This window comes from Candidatus Hydrogenedentota bacterium (assembly GCA_035416745.1).
Classification (GTDB): Bacteria; Hydrogenedentota; Hydrogenedentia; order Hydrogenedentales; family SLHB01; genus UBA2224.
In genome coordinates this window covers 92,281-107,615 of record DAOLNV010000010.1, presented here as the reverse complement: position 1 = coordinate 107,615, position 15,335 = coordinate 92,281, and the positions used below count along the sequence as shown (strand labels likewise).

At 60.3% G+C, this 15,335-nt stretch carries 9 protein-coding genes; 8 read left to right on the top strand and 1 reads right to left on the bottom strand.

All coding sequences use genetic code 11. From position 1 onward, the window contains the following. Positions 1–228: 228 nt before the first annotated feature. The 4 genes from PLJ71_05910 (at position 229) to PLJ71_05895 (ending at position 6,719) form a co-directional block, all read left to right on the top strand. Positions 229–2,739, top strand: coding sequence for a hypothetical protein (locus PLJ71_05910; protein ID HQM48203.1), 2,511 nt, complete (start codon positions 229–231; stop codon positions 2,737–2,739). A gap of 74 nt (positions 2,740–2,813) precedes the next feature. Next, positions 2,814–3,872, top strand: a complete 1,059-nt coding sequence (locus PLJ71_05905) for a hypothetical protein (GenBank protein HQM48202.1) — start codon at positions 2,814–2,816, stop codon at positions 3,870–3,872. 57 nt (positions 3,873–3,929) lie between these two features. Further along, the gene (locus PLJ71_05900; protein HQM48201.1) at positions 3,930–4,934 is read left to right on the top strand and encodes a uroporphyrinogen decarboxylase family protein; all 1,005 of its coding nucleotides are present in this window, start codon (positions 3,930–3,932) and stop codon (positions 4,932–4,934) included. A gap of 351 nt (positions 4,935–5,285) precedes the next feature. Further along, complete coding sequence (locus PLJ71_05895; protein ID HQM48200.1) at positions 5,286–6,719, top strand: hypothetical protein; 1,434 nt, start codon at positions 5,286–5,288, stop codon at positions 6,717–6,719. A gap of 94 nt (positions 6,720–6,813) precedes the next feature. On the opposite strand, the gene PLJ71_05890 is transcribed toward PLJ71_05895, so the two are convergent. Further along, positions 6,814–8,841 (bottom strand): hypothetical protein, encoded by a 2,028-nt coding sequence (locus PLJ71_05890; protein ID HQM48199.1) that lies wholly within the window; start codon positions 8,839–8,841, stop codon positions 6,814–6,816. Between the two features lie 439 nt (positions 8,842–9,280). On the opposite strand from PLJ71_05890, the gene PLJ71_05885 reads away from it, so the two are divergent. From PLJ71_05885 to PLJ71_05870, 4 genes are all read left to right on the top strand, one after another. After that, entirely contained in the window at positions 9,281–10,471 is a 1,191-nt protein-coding gene (locus tag PLJ71_05885) for a hypothetical protein (protein HQM48198.1), read from the top strand. 318 nt (positions 10,472–10,789) lie between these two features. Further along, positions 10,790–13,249 (top strand): NPCBM/NEW2 domain-containing protein, encoded by a 2,460-nt coding sequence (locus tag PLJ71_05880; GenBank protein HQM48197.1) that lies wholly within the window; start codon positions 10,790–10,792, stop codon positions 13,247–13,249. A 17-nt stretch (positions 13,250–13,266) separates the two neighbouring features. Next, a complete protein-coding gene (locus tag PLJ71_05875; protein ID HQM48196.1) occupies positions 13,267–14,280 on the top strand; it encodes a C-terminal binding protein in 1,014 nt (337 codons plus the stop codon). Continuing rightward, positions 14,281–15,294: a LacI family DNA-binding transcriptional regulator gene (locus PLJ71_05870; GenBank protein HQM48195.1), complete on the top strand. Its 1,014-nt coding sequence runs from the start codon at positions 14,281–14,283 to the stop codon at positions 15,292–15,294. Positions 15,295–15,335 lie beyond the last annotated feature (41 nt).

The window sequence follows — 15,335 nt, the reverse complement described above, 5'->3', positions numbered from 1 at the left end:
GATGGTGTTGCAGGGGAACCGAGAAGGACTTCGAACCAGACCAAGTGCAAACCTCATTCCATTTTCTTTGCCGATTTTCCATGAGCTTCTCCGGAGCGCTTGCGGCGAGTACAATCTTTGCTGCGGGCACAGCGGCGCATTTTGTAGTTGGAGCGCGGGTCTGCAGGTGGAACGCACCCTGGCGAACGGCCTGCGTGGGGCGAAACATTGGGTTGGAAAGAACACGAGATGAACATTCTGTCTTTGGACGGCGCATGGAAGGTGAAAGAAGCGCCGCTCGCATGCAAGGGCATCGCGGGTTTGGCCAAGGTGCTCGGTTCTCGGGCGGGATGGATGCGTGCCAAGGTTCCAGGGGAAATCCATCTTGATTTGCTTCGTGCGGGGCGGCTGGAAGAGCCTCTGGTCAGCCTGAACGCCAAGAAATCACGCTGGCCCGAGCATCGCTCCTGGTGGTTCGGCAGGACATTCGAGGCATCGGAGGCCGTTCCAGCGCATGAACGCCAGCAGCTTGTGTTTGACGGCATGGACCTGTACGCGCAGGTATTCCTGAACGGCGAATTCCTCGGAGAAACCCGCAACGCGTTTGTTCCTCACGTGTTCGATGTCCGGAGAATCCTGAAAAGGAAGAACCGGCTCGTCGTGCGCCTTACGGCGGGGGAAGAGCTCGTTGACAAATCGCTTCGCCCCAAAGGCTCGAAACGGAAGAGCAGGCAGAGCTTCCCGGGTATCAGCCATCTGCGCAAACCCCAGTTCACCTACGGATGGGACTGGGTGGACGCGCTTCCGAACATCGGCATCTGGCGCGGCGTGCGAATCGAGGCGCATTCGGGCATTACGCTTCATGATGTGACGTGTAGCACGCGGATATGCCGGGAAGCCGTCAGCCTGGATGTCAGCGTCGTGGTCGAGAACCTTCACCCTTGGAGTGAACGGCGCGGCGAATTGAAGCTTAGCATCACGCCGCCGGAGGGGAAAACTATCCGGCGGACCGTTAACCTCCGGGCCCGGGTGGGGCGCTCGGCGGCTTCTTTTCGCGTTGAGATACCTGACCCGAAACTTTGGTGGCCCAACGGCATGGGAGACCAGCCGCTTTACCGCGTGGCGGTCCATGCGCTGCACGATGGAGAGGTGTGCGACTGCCGGGAGATGGATATTGGTCTTCGCACGATAGAACTCGACCGCTCTGAGAACGCAGGCCCTGGCAGCCGTTTCTGCATCAAGGTCAACGGACAGGACGTGTTCTGCAAGGGCGGGAATTGGATACCCGCCGACGCGATCATCGCCCGCGTGAACAAAGCCAAGTATGATGCGCTGGTAGCCGAGGCCAAGAACGCCAACCTGAACATGTTTCGGGTTTGGGGAGGCGGCGTATACGAATCGCCCGATTTCTATGGCGCATGCGACCGGGCTGGCATTCTGGTCTGGCAAGACTTCATGTTTGCGTGTGCCCAATATCCCGACCATGAGCCGGAATTCCGCAATGCCGTCCGGGCGGAGGCTGAAAGCGTTGTGCGTTCGCTCCGTCATCATCCCAGTATCGCGCTCTGGTGTGGCAACAACGAGAACGTGTGGGGGTTCGCCGACTGGTGGAACGCCGGGAAAGATGTCCGCGACAAGGACCTGCGCGTGGGCGGGACCGTTCTTTACAACCAGATTCTGCCCGATGTCTGCCGTGCTCTGGACCCGGACCGTCCGTATTGGCCCAGCAGCCCCTGCGGCGGCGAATCGCCCAATTCGGAGAGAGACGGGGATTGTCATTGGTGGCCGCAGGGAACCATGAACCCGGACATGAACCGGCGAATCGATCCCGAGGTTTATGACGAATGCGTCTCGCCGTTTGTCAGCGAGTACGGGGTCATCGGCTATTGCCGCCTCGAGTCCGTGCGCGAGTATCTCAAGCCCGAAGAGGTAAATACGGATTCGCGGGCATGGAAAGAACACACGAACACGTTCGAGAAGAACACCATTCCGGCCGCCATCGAACGGCACTATGCGGATGTGGCGGGCTTGAGCCTCGAGGCGCGGATCCTCTACGGTCAGATGTTCCAGGCCACCATGTATGGTCTTTCTCTCGAGGCACTTCGGTTTCGGAAACACGACGGCCGCTATGATTGCCAGGGTGCTCTCATCTGGATGTACGACGACTGCTGGGGCGAAACCGGGTGGACGCCCATCGACTATTATCTGCGCCGTAAACCCAGCTATTACTGGATTCGAAACGCCTGCGCACCCGTCAAAGCCATCGTGCGTCGTCGCGGCAGCCACCTGGCAGTAAGGGTCGTTAACGATACTCTGAAACCTTGCGAGGTCGAGGTTCACTACGGGTGGTTCCGGACCGACGGGACCGACTCGCGGGTTTCTTCCCGGCCGCTTGCCCTGACGCCCAACAGCATGGTGGAGGTGGCTCGCGAACGAGTACGGGGCTGTTCACCCTGGGCTCCGCTGGAATGCGTCTATGCGGCGTGGTTGATGGGGGAAGGATTTGAGACCGTTCCATCAATCTGGAAGCCTGCGGCGCATCGTCAGCTCAGGATATTTCGGCCGAACCTCCGGGTGGCGGTCAAGGGCCGCCGGATCGAATTGCTCAGCGACGTTTATTGTCACGGGGTGCATTATCCGGATGGAGGGCGGCAGGTATTTTCCGACAACTACTTTGACCTTCTGCCGGGGATTCCAAAGACCATTGAATGCGTTGCGCCTGGAATCCCCAAGAAACTTCATTTTTGCGCGCTGCTCTGACAACTGCGGCCGTCGTGGCATCCTACTGTATTGCAGGTGATTGGCCAGCCCTGTTAACAGAGCGGGGAGATGATATGTATCGTGGTAACTGGCGCGGGATTCGAGAGACTTACGAGGCGTGGTGGGCGCGCGGGCTCGAGCGGCCTGTCTTCCAAGTGTATTACCCGGCCGCGGGCAATGGCGCGGCTGTTGAGTTCGATCAATGGTCGTTTCTCAAATACAAAGACAATCTGGGTCACCTGAGAAGACTACTCGAGGCGTTTGCGGATTCGGGTTGCTGCGCTGGCGATGCTTTCCCCGGCTTGTTCTTGAACCTGGGCCCTGGCGTCCTGGCCGCGTGTTTCTCCGGGTATCTCGACTATGATGATTTCAATCAAACCGCGTGGTTCGAGAAGCCGCAATCGTGGGAGGAGGTCGAGGAACTTGCGTTCGAAGAGACAAATCACTGGTGGCAATACCTGCAGTCAGTTACCCGTATGTGCGCTGACGCGGCAAAAGACCGGTTCATTCTCGGCATGACGGATATCGGGGGCATTCTGGACGTACTGGCGTCGCTGCGGGGAACCGAAAACCTCCTGATGGACCTTCTCAGCGTGCCAGACCGCGTCAATCGGATGCGCCGCAGACTACTGGAAGGCTGGCATCGGGCCTATGATGCGTTGGCCCCGATCATTGCCGGCGTACAGCAGGGCACGTCGAGCTGGTTACGCATCTGGTGTCCCGGCCGTTATTACCCCTTTCAATGCGATTTCTGCGCGATGATCTCGCCCGCGATGTTCGAGAGCTTCGTTGTTCCCGATGTCCAGGAGCAGTGCCGGCGGCTTGGGCACGGCATCTATCATCTCGACGGCCCTGGACAGGTGGCGCACGTCGACCTGTTGCTGGAGATCCCGGAGCTGGACGGCATTCAATGGGTTCCTGGTTCCGGGAATCCCCAGTGCGATTCGCCGCGCTACTTCCCGATGTACGAAAAGATACTGGGCAAAGGTAAGCTGCTCGTGCTTCAATCGTTTGACGATTGGCGGAATATCCCGGGCATGCTCAAGGCGTTGCCAAACAGAGGGCTGCTTTTCAGCGTGAATGTGGCCGATCGCGAAGAAGCCCGGGCGTTTCTGGAGTCGGTTGGAATGTGATGTTCGGCGGGTTCATCATCAGCATTCATAGGGCGGAACGCGAGGGAGTGTGAGGCTATGACAAACCGGGAACGTGTGATTGCCGCCCTGAATCATCAGCAGCCCGACGTCATCCCGTATAACATCGGGTTTACGCAACGCGCGCGGGCGGCCATGGCGGATTACCTCGGCGACCCCGATTTCACTTCGCGGCTGGGCAACGCCTTCTCGTTCTTAAGCACGGAACCACCGAAAGCCTGGCGAGAGGTGCGAACCAATATCTGGGAAGACCAATTCGGCGTTCGTTGGGACAGAAGCATCGACAAGGATATCGGCGTCGTCTGCAATCAGGTGGTCACGAAGGACAACCTGGAAGGGGTTGCCTTGCCGGATCCCGATGAGCCCGGGCGTTGGGCGGGCTACGAGGGCGCGCTGGCGAATTCCGAAGATGCGTTCTGGGTGGTCAACCTGGGATTCAGTCTGTTCGAACGCGCCTGGACATTGCACGGCATGGAAAACCTTCTCATAGCGATGATCGCCGAGCCCGCATTTGCCCACCGGCTCTTTGACCGTATTCTTGAGTTCAACCTGGCGATGATCGAGCATGCGTGCAGCTACGACATCGATGCCATGATGTTTGGAGACGACTGGGGCTCCCAGTACGGCCTGATCATGGGCATTAACCTCTGGCGCGAGTTTATCGGGATTCGGGTGAGGAAGATGTATCAAGCGGTGCGCGCAAGGGGTAAGTATGTCTTCATTCACAGTTGCGGGAAGGTGGACGAATTGTTCCCTGAGCTGATTGACGCGGGGTTGCACTGTTTCAACCCGTTTCAGCCGGAAGTGATCGATGTTTTCAAGGCCAAACGCGAATATGGCGGCAGCCTCGCGTTCTACGGCGGCATCAGCACTCAGAAGACGTTACCCTATGCGAGCCCCGAGCGCGTACGTGAAGAGGTCAAACGGCTTCTTGATGACGTGGGGAAGGGCGGGGGACTCATCGCGGCTCCCGCCCATGACATCCCCCCTGACGCCAGGCCGGAAAACATTGCCACGATGCTCGAGGCGCTCCAGAACCAATGACCTCCGAGGTGTTTTCCTCACATGCGCCCGCATGGCCCCAATCCCGTAAGCGGCCCCTGCTCCTCTGAAGCTTTGTTCGTACACAACCATGGGGGAATCTGGAAAGGCAATTGTCCAAGCCCGCCGTTCGACATGACAGACAAGAGTCGAACGAATCTGCTCCATATGATACGATGCTCGGGTGGGTCATCCTGCCACCCATCGGCGAGATTCAGAGCAGTGCCCTTCGCGTGTGTTGTGTCAAGTGCGCACGCTGAGGCGAACAGGCAAATTGGCGAAGTATGTGAAGGGATGAAGCCTCCGAAGCCGGAAGACAACAGCTGGAAACTACTTTGGGGAAAGGAGTCGGCGATGTGTGAACACTGCACGCGAAGGGAGTTCTTTGGAATGAGCGCGGCGGGCGGGTTGCTGCTGGCTGGCGCGACATGGACACACGTGTGGGCTTCCGAAGCGGTGCCCGGACGAGTGCGCGGCAAGTCGCGCATCTGTGTCATTCTTTCGGGGGAGCCACAACCGGATGACCGCAATTGGGGCGCAGACAACAAGCAAATCGACGCAGTAAGAACCCGGCTTGCCGAGGCGGAGAAGAATCTGGGAAACATCGAGCTGCTCATCGGGGAGTCACGCAGTCCGGAGGAAACCCAGGCCCTTCTGGACAAAGCAGGGCCGGGGGTTCCCGTCCTGGCAATCAACGTGCAGAACTTCGCGTTGACGCGCGTAGTGAATCCGGTTCTCGCGGAGAACCGTCCCATGGTGGTGTTTTCGTTGCCGGCGAGCGGGCACGACTGGATGTACGCTCCCCGCTGGCACCGTGCCGGGCATCCGGTGGCACTGCTGGCCAGCAGCGATTACAACGAGTTGGAGCGCGCCCTGCGTTTGTTGCGCGTGGTCCCCATGATGCAGCAGACCAGGATCCTGCTGTTTCCTCCCGCACGGGGTACGCAGGCGGCGTGCACACCAGACGAAGTCAAGAAGCGCCTGGGTGCTGACGTCGTGGCGGTCGAAGAGAAGGTTTTCGACGACATGATCACGGCCGCGGACGAGGCGGCCGTTCGTGCCGAGATCGAGGCGTGGACCAAAGGCGCCAAGGAAATCGTCGAGCCGACCCCGGAAGACATCGCGAAGGCCGCGCGCGTCAGTGTCGCATTGAACCGCCTCATCGACCAGGAACAAGCCGACGCCCTGGCCATTGGCACCTGCATGGGATGGCTCCCGCGCGGATTCCCGTGCCTGGGGTTCGCACGGCTGCGGGACCGAGGCATACCGGCGGCCTGCGAAGGCGACATGGACTCGGTGCTCACCATGCTCTTGTTCCAGTACGCGTTTGACCGTCCGGGGTTCCAGGGGAATGCCACCTTTGACACCTCGCGCAACGCGTTGTGGACCGCTCATTGCACGGCGCCGCTGAAGATGGACGGAGCTGCCGGAGACGCGGCGCCCTATTTGCTGCGCGGGCATTCGGAGGTCGGCGGCAGCGGCTGCGTGCCCGAGGTGCAGTACCGCGTGGGCGAGGTTGTCACCCGGGCAAAGCTGGTCAACCTGAGCACGATCCTGGCGTCCACAGGTAAGATCATCGAGGTGCCGGAGAGATCAGTGCACGGTTGCCGCACACAGATAGTCACCGAGGTTCGCGATGCGGCCAAGATGGCGGCGAACTGGAGCAGCGCTCTTGAGACCGAGGACGCCATGACTCTGTTGCACCGTGTGGTCGCGTACGGAGACCATCTGGACGACTTGCGGCACTTGTCCAAGTTGATGGGCCTGGATGTTCTTGAGGAAGGGTGAGCCCAGCCCGTCAGACTGCCGGATTGAACGTATGGAAGCGGCCTTGCCGGTCCGCCGGCGGGCCGCTTCTTCGTGACCCCGCCCGGGCCTGGATTCAGAAGCGGCTGTTGTATACACGGTCTCGAAGCGCCGGCTCGCGAAGCAGCATGGAATGCAGGAAAGCCCAGCAATACACCAAGTGGCCTTCATAGCCTGCGGGATTTCCGTTCCAGTCGAAAACCTCGGCCCCCGAGCCCATGCGGTCGACGAAGCCGTTCTGAAACCCTCCGCCGTTCGGAAAGGCGCCGTCGCGCTGGCGTTTCAACATGGCTTGGAGGATGAGGTCCGCCTGGGTTGTCATGCCGGTCATATATAGCGCGTTGAGGAGGTACGAGGTGTTGCTGACGCAACAGCCTCCGTTAAGAAACTGCTGGAACTCGAAATAGACCTCCATTTCCTCCCGTGGAATCGGGATGAGGCATACGGGCGTGCCGAGCTCGAACCGGCCAAATCCGGTATCCTGAAGAGCGCGCCAATATCGCTCGAGCATCTCCTTGCCCTGCTCCGTGTCCAGGAGGCCGTAATTGATTGCGAAGCTTGTCGGCACGTCGGAATGGAAGTCGTGAAGGACTCCGTCTCTGCTTCTCCACCAGCCTAGCCAGCCTGTTTCAGGGTTGTAGAATGCGGGCAGAAACGCGGCCCGCAACTGGTTGGCCTTCTGCTGGTAACGCTCTCCCAGTTCGTTGCGTCCCAGCTGTTTCTCAAGTTCTGCGAGACCCTGCCAGGCCCGGTATGCCAAGGTGTTGACGTACGCGTTCTTGTGTCCGGTTGTGTAGCAGTCCCAGGCGCAATCCGGATTGCGGGGCGGCCGTGAACCGCTGTTGCCGCTCTGCTTCGATTCGAGCAGCCCATCGCCGTCCACGTCGCGCCTTTCCATATAGCGCGAGATGAATTCAAGGCCGTCTATGCGGCCTTTGAGCCATTCCATATCTCCGGTGGCCTTGACATAAGCCCATGCGCCTATCAGGACGGCGGGATTGGCGTCCATCACGTTCTGATTCTGGCCGGGGTCTCCTTCCGTCTCGCTGGCGGCCTCGCGTCCAGCCGTGCCTCCCGCCGTGTAGGCGATGAGGCCGTCCGCATTGGTCTTGTGGTCTATCCAGTACTCGACCGTTCGCCGCAGTATAGGCGGCATGGAGACGCCGGGGGCCAACTCTGGAACCAGAAGCGTGGCGTCGGCCAACATGTATAACACGCTGCTCACAGGGTCGCTGAGCACGTTATTGGCCCACACGCCAGCCACGTCCCGGCTGCCTCCGGATGCGCCGCAGCTCAGTTGGATGAGGTTGAACCATCCCCGGCGTGCGGATTTCCATTGGCTCTCGTCCGTAAACCCCGCAGGGATGGGCAATACCACGGGCGTGAACTCCAGGCACGATAAGATGCCCTGAGAGGTCACCGGGAATTCGATGGTCATCGTGACCCATTTCTCGGGGCGGCTCCCCTCAATCCGTCCTCTGATTTCGCGTTGCCCGGTGTACGTCATCAACATCTGGCCAAGATCGGCCGCGCTCAGGATTGCTGGAACGGCGAATTTGCCATCCTCATTCCAGTTGGTGCTGATGACGCACGTGACGGCGGTGGTTGGTTCGAACGGGAAAACCAGTTCCAGTCCATCCACTGCGCTCGAGACGTCTCCATTCGAGGAGAACTGCATGCGCAGCATATCGGGCGGCGCGGAGATTTCCCAGACTATCTCCCTTTCTTCCCCGAGGGAGAAGCGATACCGGACAGTTGCCGGATCCGGCGTTTCCGCGATGGAGGGAGGGTCCATGGCCTTCCCTTCCTTGGCGATGCGCAATACGATCGGCGCTTTGAGCAGGTTGATGCCCGCGCGATCGGTGCCTTCCGTATCCCATCCCAGTTTCGTGACGCCAGCGAAACCACGGTTCGCCTCGAGATTCAATTGCAGAGTGGGCGAGGAACGGGTAAGTGAGATGGGCTCAGCCGAAGGCGTTCCCGTTTCCTGGGTCTCCATGCAGACGGCCGTTGCGCCGATCGACAGGCAGATTGCAGCGCAAACGGCATGCACGGGATTCAATGCCATCCTGAGTTGCGCGCGTTTCCGTTGCGAAAAGGCCATCTTTCGCACCTCCCTGTCTGCCAGAGGGCAGATTCGCCGAATTCTCCGGGTCGCGTGACCATTGTGCTCCGAGTAACATAAAGGTGGCAAGGCGGAGCAATCCTGGGATGACGCTGTTTCGGGCCTTCAGCCCTCTCCGTTTGGTTGATGCCGTTTTCCTGGCCCTTCAGGCCACGCTGGTATGTTTCGCGCCGTTGGCGCTGAAGAAGGAGCAGCCGTAACCCGGGAGCATGTTTGCGCGCCGTTGGCGCGGAAGAATCGCGGCTAACCCATTTTCAGCGGCTGAAAGCAAATCGGGGTCTGCGAGTCGTATGAGGACGTTCCCAGTTTCGCCGGTGTTTACCCAACGGCTTGGGAGACACGGTTTTCTTGCACGGGAACATCGCAAGAGCCGATACTGGGACTCTGAGTTCGTGTTACGCGAGGCGGGAGGTGTCACGTGAATGGAATCCGATTCACAAGCCAGCAGCGAAGGGTCCGTCTTGCCGGCGGCATGGTTGTCGCGACATGCCTGTCGCTGTTGGTGTTTTCATCCGTTGGTGCGCGGGCTGAATCAGGGATTCGCGGCGAAGTCGTGCTGGCACGAGCAAGCCACGACTGGATGTCGCAGCAAATCGAGGAGCCCTGTATTCTTCCCAATCCCAAAGTTCCGGGTCGATTGATCATGTTCTACTCCGCCGTTTCGTCGTCCAACCGGGTCGTGGCGGCGGTGGGCAAGGCCTGGGCAGATGAACGCGACCCGTTCCGCTGGCATCAGGACGATGCGAATCCAGTATTCGGACCATCCAAGGGTGGCTGGGATTCGTGCACTATCCGCCTGGACACGGTCCTGTACGTGGCCGAGGAAGACGCGTATTACATTTATTACTCCGGCACCACGGGCTCGGTGCAGGATCGTATCGGGCTGGCGATTTGTCCCGCCGGGGCCGACGGCTATTCAGAAGTGGCCGGGGACGCCATTGTCCGGCATGGCACTGCGCCTGTACTGGCGCCTGAGCCCGCCGCGCCGTATTTCGAGGACATGGCCTCCCAGGCGGCTGTCATGCGTGAGTGGAACGAGGGAGCGCAGCAATGGAGGTGGTACATGTACTACTCCTATCGCGGGAAGGACGGCACCTTGCCCGGTATCCGGCTCGCCACCTCGAACGACGGGAAGTCCTGGACGAGACACTTCAACGCCGAAGACCCGCGCGGCATGGGACAGATTTTCGAGTCCACGCCCAAGGCCTACTACGAATGGCACCAGATTTCGGTGCTGGCGGGAACGTACGTTCTTTGCATTGAAGTGGGGGTGGACCACGGGGCGCGTTGGCGGCCCGTTCTGGCAGTCAGCACCGACCCTGCAAAAGGATGGACACAGCTCGATGTGGACACCGTGCTCCAGACGAAATGGCAGGGACTCTACGACGACCGCACGCTCTATCATGTCGCCACTCCGGCGCTGTATCAAATTGCGGGGAAATGGTATCTGTTTGCGCAGGCTTGCGGGCGTCCTGGCAACGACAATTACATCGATGGCGCCTGGGAAATGTGGTGCGTTGCCTGCGACCGCGCGATTCCCACGCGGCCAGGCTGCTCGGACGTGTACATCCCCGGACTACCGGGAGCAGCAGCCCCCGCTGGGCATTAGCTCCTCGAAATGGTCTGTTTTGGTTGCAGAATTGTAAACGGCAATCCCAGGTTGCCAAGATTCGATGGGTGTTTATAAACGTTTTTGGGCAAATGGGTTGTACACATCCTTGGCGGCAGCCATTCGTGTTTGAAGGGAGGTTCAGGGTGCTGTTTTGGGAAGCCCCTATTGACAAAATTGTGCGTGTTTGGTAGGTTCCGGACACGGGTCCGGACCCGCGTACGAGACCCGGGTGCGCAGGACAGGTTTGGAAAGACGGCCGCCCGGGTTGCGGCTTCTCGGGTTTGACGCCGTCACATAGAGAGGGGGGATTACGCAATGACGGGACTCTTGCTCATCACAATTGTGGCGAACGTGGCCATATCGGCCACTCCCACTGTTTCGGAGTTGGACGAGGCGAGCCGTTGGGCTGCGGCGAAATTCGAAGGGAAGGCGGAGGAAACCTCCCTGCGCACAGGCATCTACGTGATTGCCAACAACGACCCCGTCCAGATGAACAGCCGCGGGGGGCGTCCGATGCGGATCGTGGACAAAGAGTATGCCCGAGGCCTGTACTGCCACGCCGTGAGCCGCGTCGTTGTGTATCTTCCGCAACCCGCGAAACGGTTTGAAGCGGTTGCCGGGGTAGATTCGAACGACCAGACCAGCGGCGGGCGGGGAAGCGTCGTGTTCGGCGTCCAGGCCGGCGGCAAGGAGTTATGGCGTTCGGAGGTTATGCGCGAGGGCATGCCGGGAGTTCCTGTATCGGTAGAATTGGGCGGCGTGACTGAGTTTGTGCTCACGGTCGGGGATGCAGGTGATGGTATTGCGTGCGACCAGTCGGACTGGGCTGACGCGAGGGTGATTCTGGCAGATGACTCGGAGCTTTGGCTGGGTGACATGACGCAGTTGGGCCCGCAGCGGTCGCCGTACACCCCGGCGCCGTTCTTCTCGTTTACTTACGGAGGCAGAGACTCTTCCGAGTTTCTGGACTCGTGGAAACTGGAGCGAACCGCGGAGCGCCTTGACGGCCGGCGCACGCAGCACACGCTTACGTATGCCGACCCCGAAACGGGCCTAGTGGTCCGGTGCGAAGGTGTCCAGTACGCGGATTTCCCGACAGTGGAATGGACGTTGTATTTCAAGAACACGGGCAAGACCGATTCGCCGATACTGAGCGACGTCCGGGCCATCGATGCATGGTTCGAACGAAACGCACAAGAAGAATACGTGCTGCACAGGAACAAGGGCGACAATTGCACCGCCGACAGCTACGAGCCCGTCGACGAGCCGCTTGCTGCCGGAACGGAGAGACGGCTGGCGAACACGGGGGGGCGTCCCACCCAGATCGAGTTCCCCTACTTCAACATCGGCGCCGGCAACGAGGGCATGATCTTCGTGGTGAGCTGGGCGGGGCAGTGGGCGGCGGAGTTCACGCGGGACAGCGGCAACAGGCTGCGCCTCCGTGCCGGACAGGAATTGACGCACTTCAAACTGCTGCCGGGAGAAGAGGTGCGGACGCCGATGGTGGTCCTCCAATTCTGGAAAGGCGACCGTCTTCATGCGCAGAACGTCTGGCGCGCCTGGATGCTCGCGCACAACATGCCGCGTCCCGGCGGGAAGCTTCCGCCGGTTCCCGAATTGGCTGCATGCAGTTCGCATCAGTTCGGGGAGATGATTAACGCCAATACGGAGAACCAGATCTTCTTTGTTGACAAGTATCTCGAGCGCGGCATGAAGCTCGACTATTGGTGGATGGATGCCGGCTGGTACTACAACAAGACCGGCTGGCCGCACACGGGCACGTGGGAGGTTGATATGAACCGTTTCCCGGGCGGCCTGCGCGTCATCAGCGACCATGCCCACTCGAAGGACGTCAAGATCATCGTCTGGTTCGAGCCGGAACGCGTCGCCGCCGATACATGGCTTACCGAGAACCATCCGGAGTGGATACACGGGGGGAAGAACGGCGGACTCCTGAATCTGGGCAATAAAGAGGCGTGGACGTGGCTGGTCGAGCACGTCGACAAGCTGCTTACGGAACAAGGCATAGACTTGTACCGGCAGGATTTCAATATCGATCCCCTGCTGTTCTGGCGCGGCAACGATGCCGAGGACCGGCAGGGCATCACCGAGATCCGGCACGTCGAAGGGTATCTGGCCTATTGGGATGAACTCATCAGGCGGCATCCCGGCATGCTCATTGACTCGTGCGCGAGCGGCGGGCGCCGCAACGATCTCGAGACGCTTCGCAGGGCTGTTCCGCTGTTGCGGAGCGACTACATCATGGAGCCGATCGGCAACCAGTGCCACACCTACGCGCTGTCGCCCTGGTTCCCGTTCTATGGCACTGGCACCTCCAAGACCGACCCCTACCTTGTGCGCAGTACCCTGTGCCCCCACTTTACGGCCTGTTGGGATCACCGTGAGGACAGTCTGGATTGGGCCACTCTGAGACGCCTTGTGGACCAGTGGAAAGCGTTTGCGCCGAACTTCTTCGGGGATTATTACCCGCTGACTCCGTATACCTTGAAGGACTCGGACTGGATAGCGTGGCAGTTCGACCGTCCGGAGGAAGGGAAGGGCATGGTACAGGCGTTCCGGCGTCCGAACAGTATCTATGTTACGGCGCAGCTGCCTTTGTCGGCCCTTGACCCGAATGCCCGGTACGCCGTGACCGACGTTGACGCGCCGGGAACGCGAATGGAATTCTCCGGAAGCGAACTTCTGGGTGCGGGACTCCCGATGACCATGACCGGGAAGCCGTCCTCGGTTGTCTATGTCTACGAGAAACTGTAATTGCCCAGGGAGATGCCATGGCCGGCTCGAGTGACAAGAGAGTAGTCATCATCGATACCGGATACGACGCCTATGAGCAGGAGGCGGAGATTCTTCGTGCCTCGGGATATTGGCTGGACGTGTTTCCGGGCGGAAAACTTGACGCCGCGGGCAAAGCGGAGTTCGCGCGCGGCGCGGCGGGAATGTTCGTGCGCTGGACCCGGGTGAATGATTTCTTCCTGGACAGGGCCTCCGCTCTTAGAGCTATCGTGCGGTATGGCGTTGGATATGACAACATTGACCTCGCTGCCGCCTCGGCGCGGGGGGTTCCCGTCTGCAACGTGCAAGGCTATGCGAACCATTCGGTCTCAGACCATGCGCTGGCGATGATTCTGGCGTGTGTCCGCGGTCTCCGCCAGGGCATGGAACACGTGCGGCCGCGATACAACCTTCCCGCGGACCTGCACATGCCCGAGCTGCACGAATTGACCCTGGGCATCGTCGGACTGGGCCGGATTGGCGGGATGCTGTGCATGAAGGCTCGAGGTCTTTTCCAGCGGGTTGTGGCGTGTGACCCTTACATCCCGCCGGAGCGCTTTAGCGAACTGGGCGCGGAGGCGTGCCCGTTTGACGAATTGCTGGCCGTCAGCGACGTCGTGAGCCTGCACTGCAATCTGACCGAAGAAACGCGCCACATGATGAATGCCCGGGCCTTTGACAGCATGCGGCCGTACGCCATTGTGATCAACACCGCGCGCGGCCCCGTGGTTGATGAAGAAGCTCTCACGGCCGCTCTGGAAGACGGCACAGTGTTCGCAGCGGGGATTGACGTTTTCGAGGATGAGCCTCCAAAAGTGAACAGAGACCCGCTGTTGTCACATCCCCGTGTCGTGGCGACGGGACACTATGCGTGGTACAGCCAGCGCGCGGGCCGTGAACTGCAACGCCGCGCGGCGCTCAATATGGAAGCCATGCTGCGCGGGGAATTCCCCCCGGATTGTCTCAATAGGGAGAGCCTTTCAGGGAAGGGGAGAGGGTTTTCGAGAGGGTAAATGGGCTGCACGGTAAATGACATAGCGCGCGCGGCGGGAGTAAGCCGTTCGACCGTGCTGAGGGCGCTTTCGGGGAAACCGGACGTGTCCGGCGAGACCCGCGACCGAATCCGGGCGCTGGCTGCCGAGATGCGGTACAGGCCTAACTACATCGCCCGCAGCTTGACCCACGGCAAGACCAACCTCGTTGGCGTTATTGCGAAGCCCAGCATCTATTACGCGTCGCATTCCGTGATCGAGGCGGTCGAACGCGGGCTGCGCAGTGGCGGCTACTCGACCCTGCTCTTTATCTCGGGCAATGAAAGCGGAACCGACGAATCCCTAGTCGAGCAACTGATGAAGAATCGCGTGGACGGCGTGATTGCGGTGCCCGGTTCGATGACTCCGCCCGCAACCTATCACGAGCTCGTCGAGGCGGGCGTAAAACTCGTGATTCTGGATGGGCTCATTGACAACCTGGCCGCGCCGCAAATCACGGGGGACAACTATAAGGCGGGCCGGCTTGGCGCCGAGCATTTGATTCAGCTTGGCCATCGCAGAATCGCTTGCCTCGGAATCCCCAATATCTCGCATGTTGGCCGCGAACGTGCCCGTGGCGTGCGCAAAGCCTTTCAGGACGCGGGGCTTCCCGTGGATGAGACGCTCTTCAGAGAGGTCGGCTTCAACGAGAAGGCAGCCGAGGATTGCACGGCCGAACTCCTTGCATTGCGGGAACGGCCGACCGCCTTTCTGGTGCGCCACGACGTTGCCGCGCGCGGGACCATGAGAGCGGTATGCTCGGCGGGACTCAGGATTCCGGAGGACATCTCGATTGTCGGCAACGGAGACATGCTGGGCAGCGACATGTTTCGCGTTCCGCTGACTACCGTGCGTTTCCCTGCCCGGCAAATGGCTGATTTCTGTGTGCGAACGTTGCTCGATATGCTGTCAGGGGAGGCTGTTGAGCCCGAAACCACCATCTTCGATGTCGACCTGGTGCTTCGGGCGTCGACGGCTCCTCCCCGGGCCTTGTAGGGTCCGTCGTTGCGGCGGCGGGGTGGTTTGCGCTTTTGGCC

Excerpts from the sequence above, each read along its gene's own strand:
- PLJ71_05875 (HQM48196.1), top strand. The coding sequence starts at position 13,267 with ATGGCCGGCTCGAGTGACAAGAGAGTAGTCATCATCGATACCGGATAC.
- PLJ71_05890 (HQM48199.1), bottom strand. The coding sequence starts at position 8,841 with ATGGCCTTTTCGCAACGGAAACGCGCGCAACTCAGGATGGCATTGAAT.
- PLJ71_05910 (HQM48203.1), top strand. The coding sequence starts at position 229 with ATGAACATTCTGTCTTTGGACGGCGCATGGAAGGTGAAAGAAGCGCCG.
- PLJ71_05880 (HQM48197.1), top strand. The coding sequence starts at position 10,790 with ATGACGGGACTCTTGCTCATCACAATTGTGGCGAACGTGGCCATATCG.
- PLJ71_05905 (HQM48202.1), top strand. The coding sequence starts at position 2,814 with ATGTATCGTGGTAACTGGCGCGGGATTCGAGAGACTTACGAGGCGTGG.
- PLJ71_05900 (HQM48201.1), top strand. The coding sequence starts at position 3,930 with ATGACAAACCGGGAACGTGTGATTGCCGCCCTGAATCATCAGCAGCCC.
- PLJ71_05870 (HQM48195.1), top strand. The coding sequence starts at position 14,281 with ATGGGCTGCACGGTAAATGACATAGCGCGCGCGGCGGGAGTAAGCCGT.
- PLJ71_05895 (HQM48200.1), top strand. The coding sequence starts at position 5,286 with ATGTGTGAACACTGCACGCGAAGGGAGTTCTTTGGAATGAGCGCGGCG.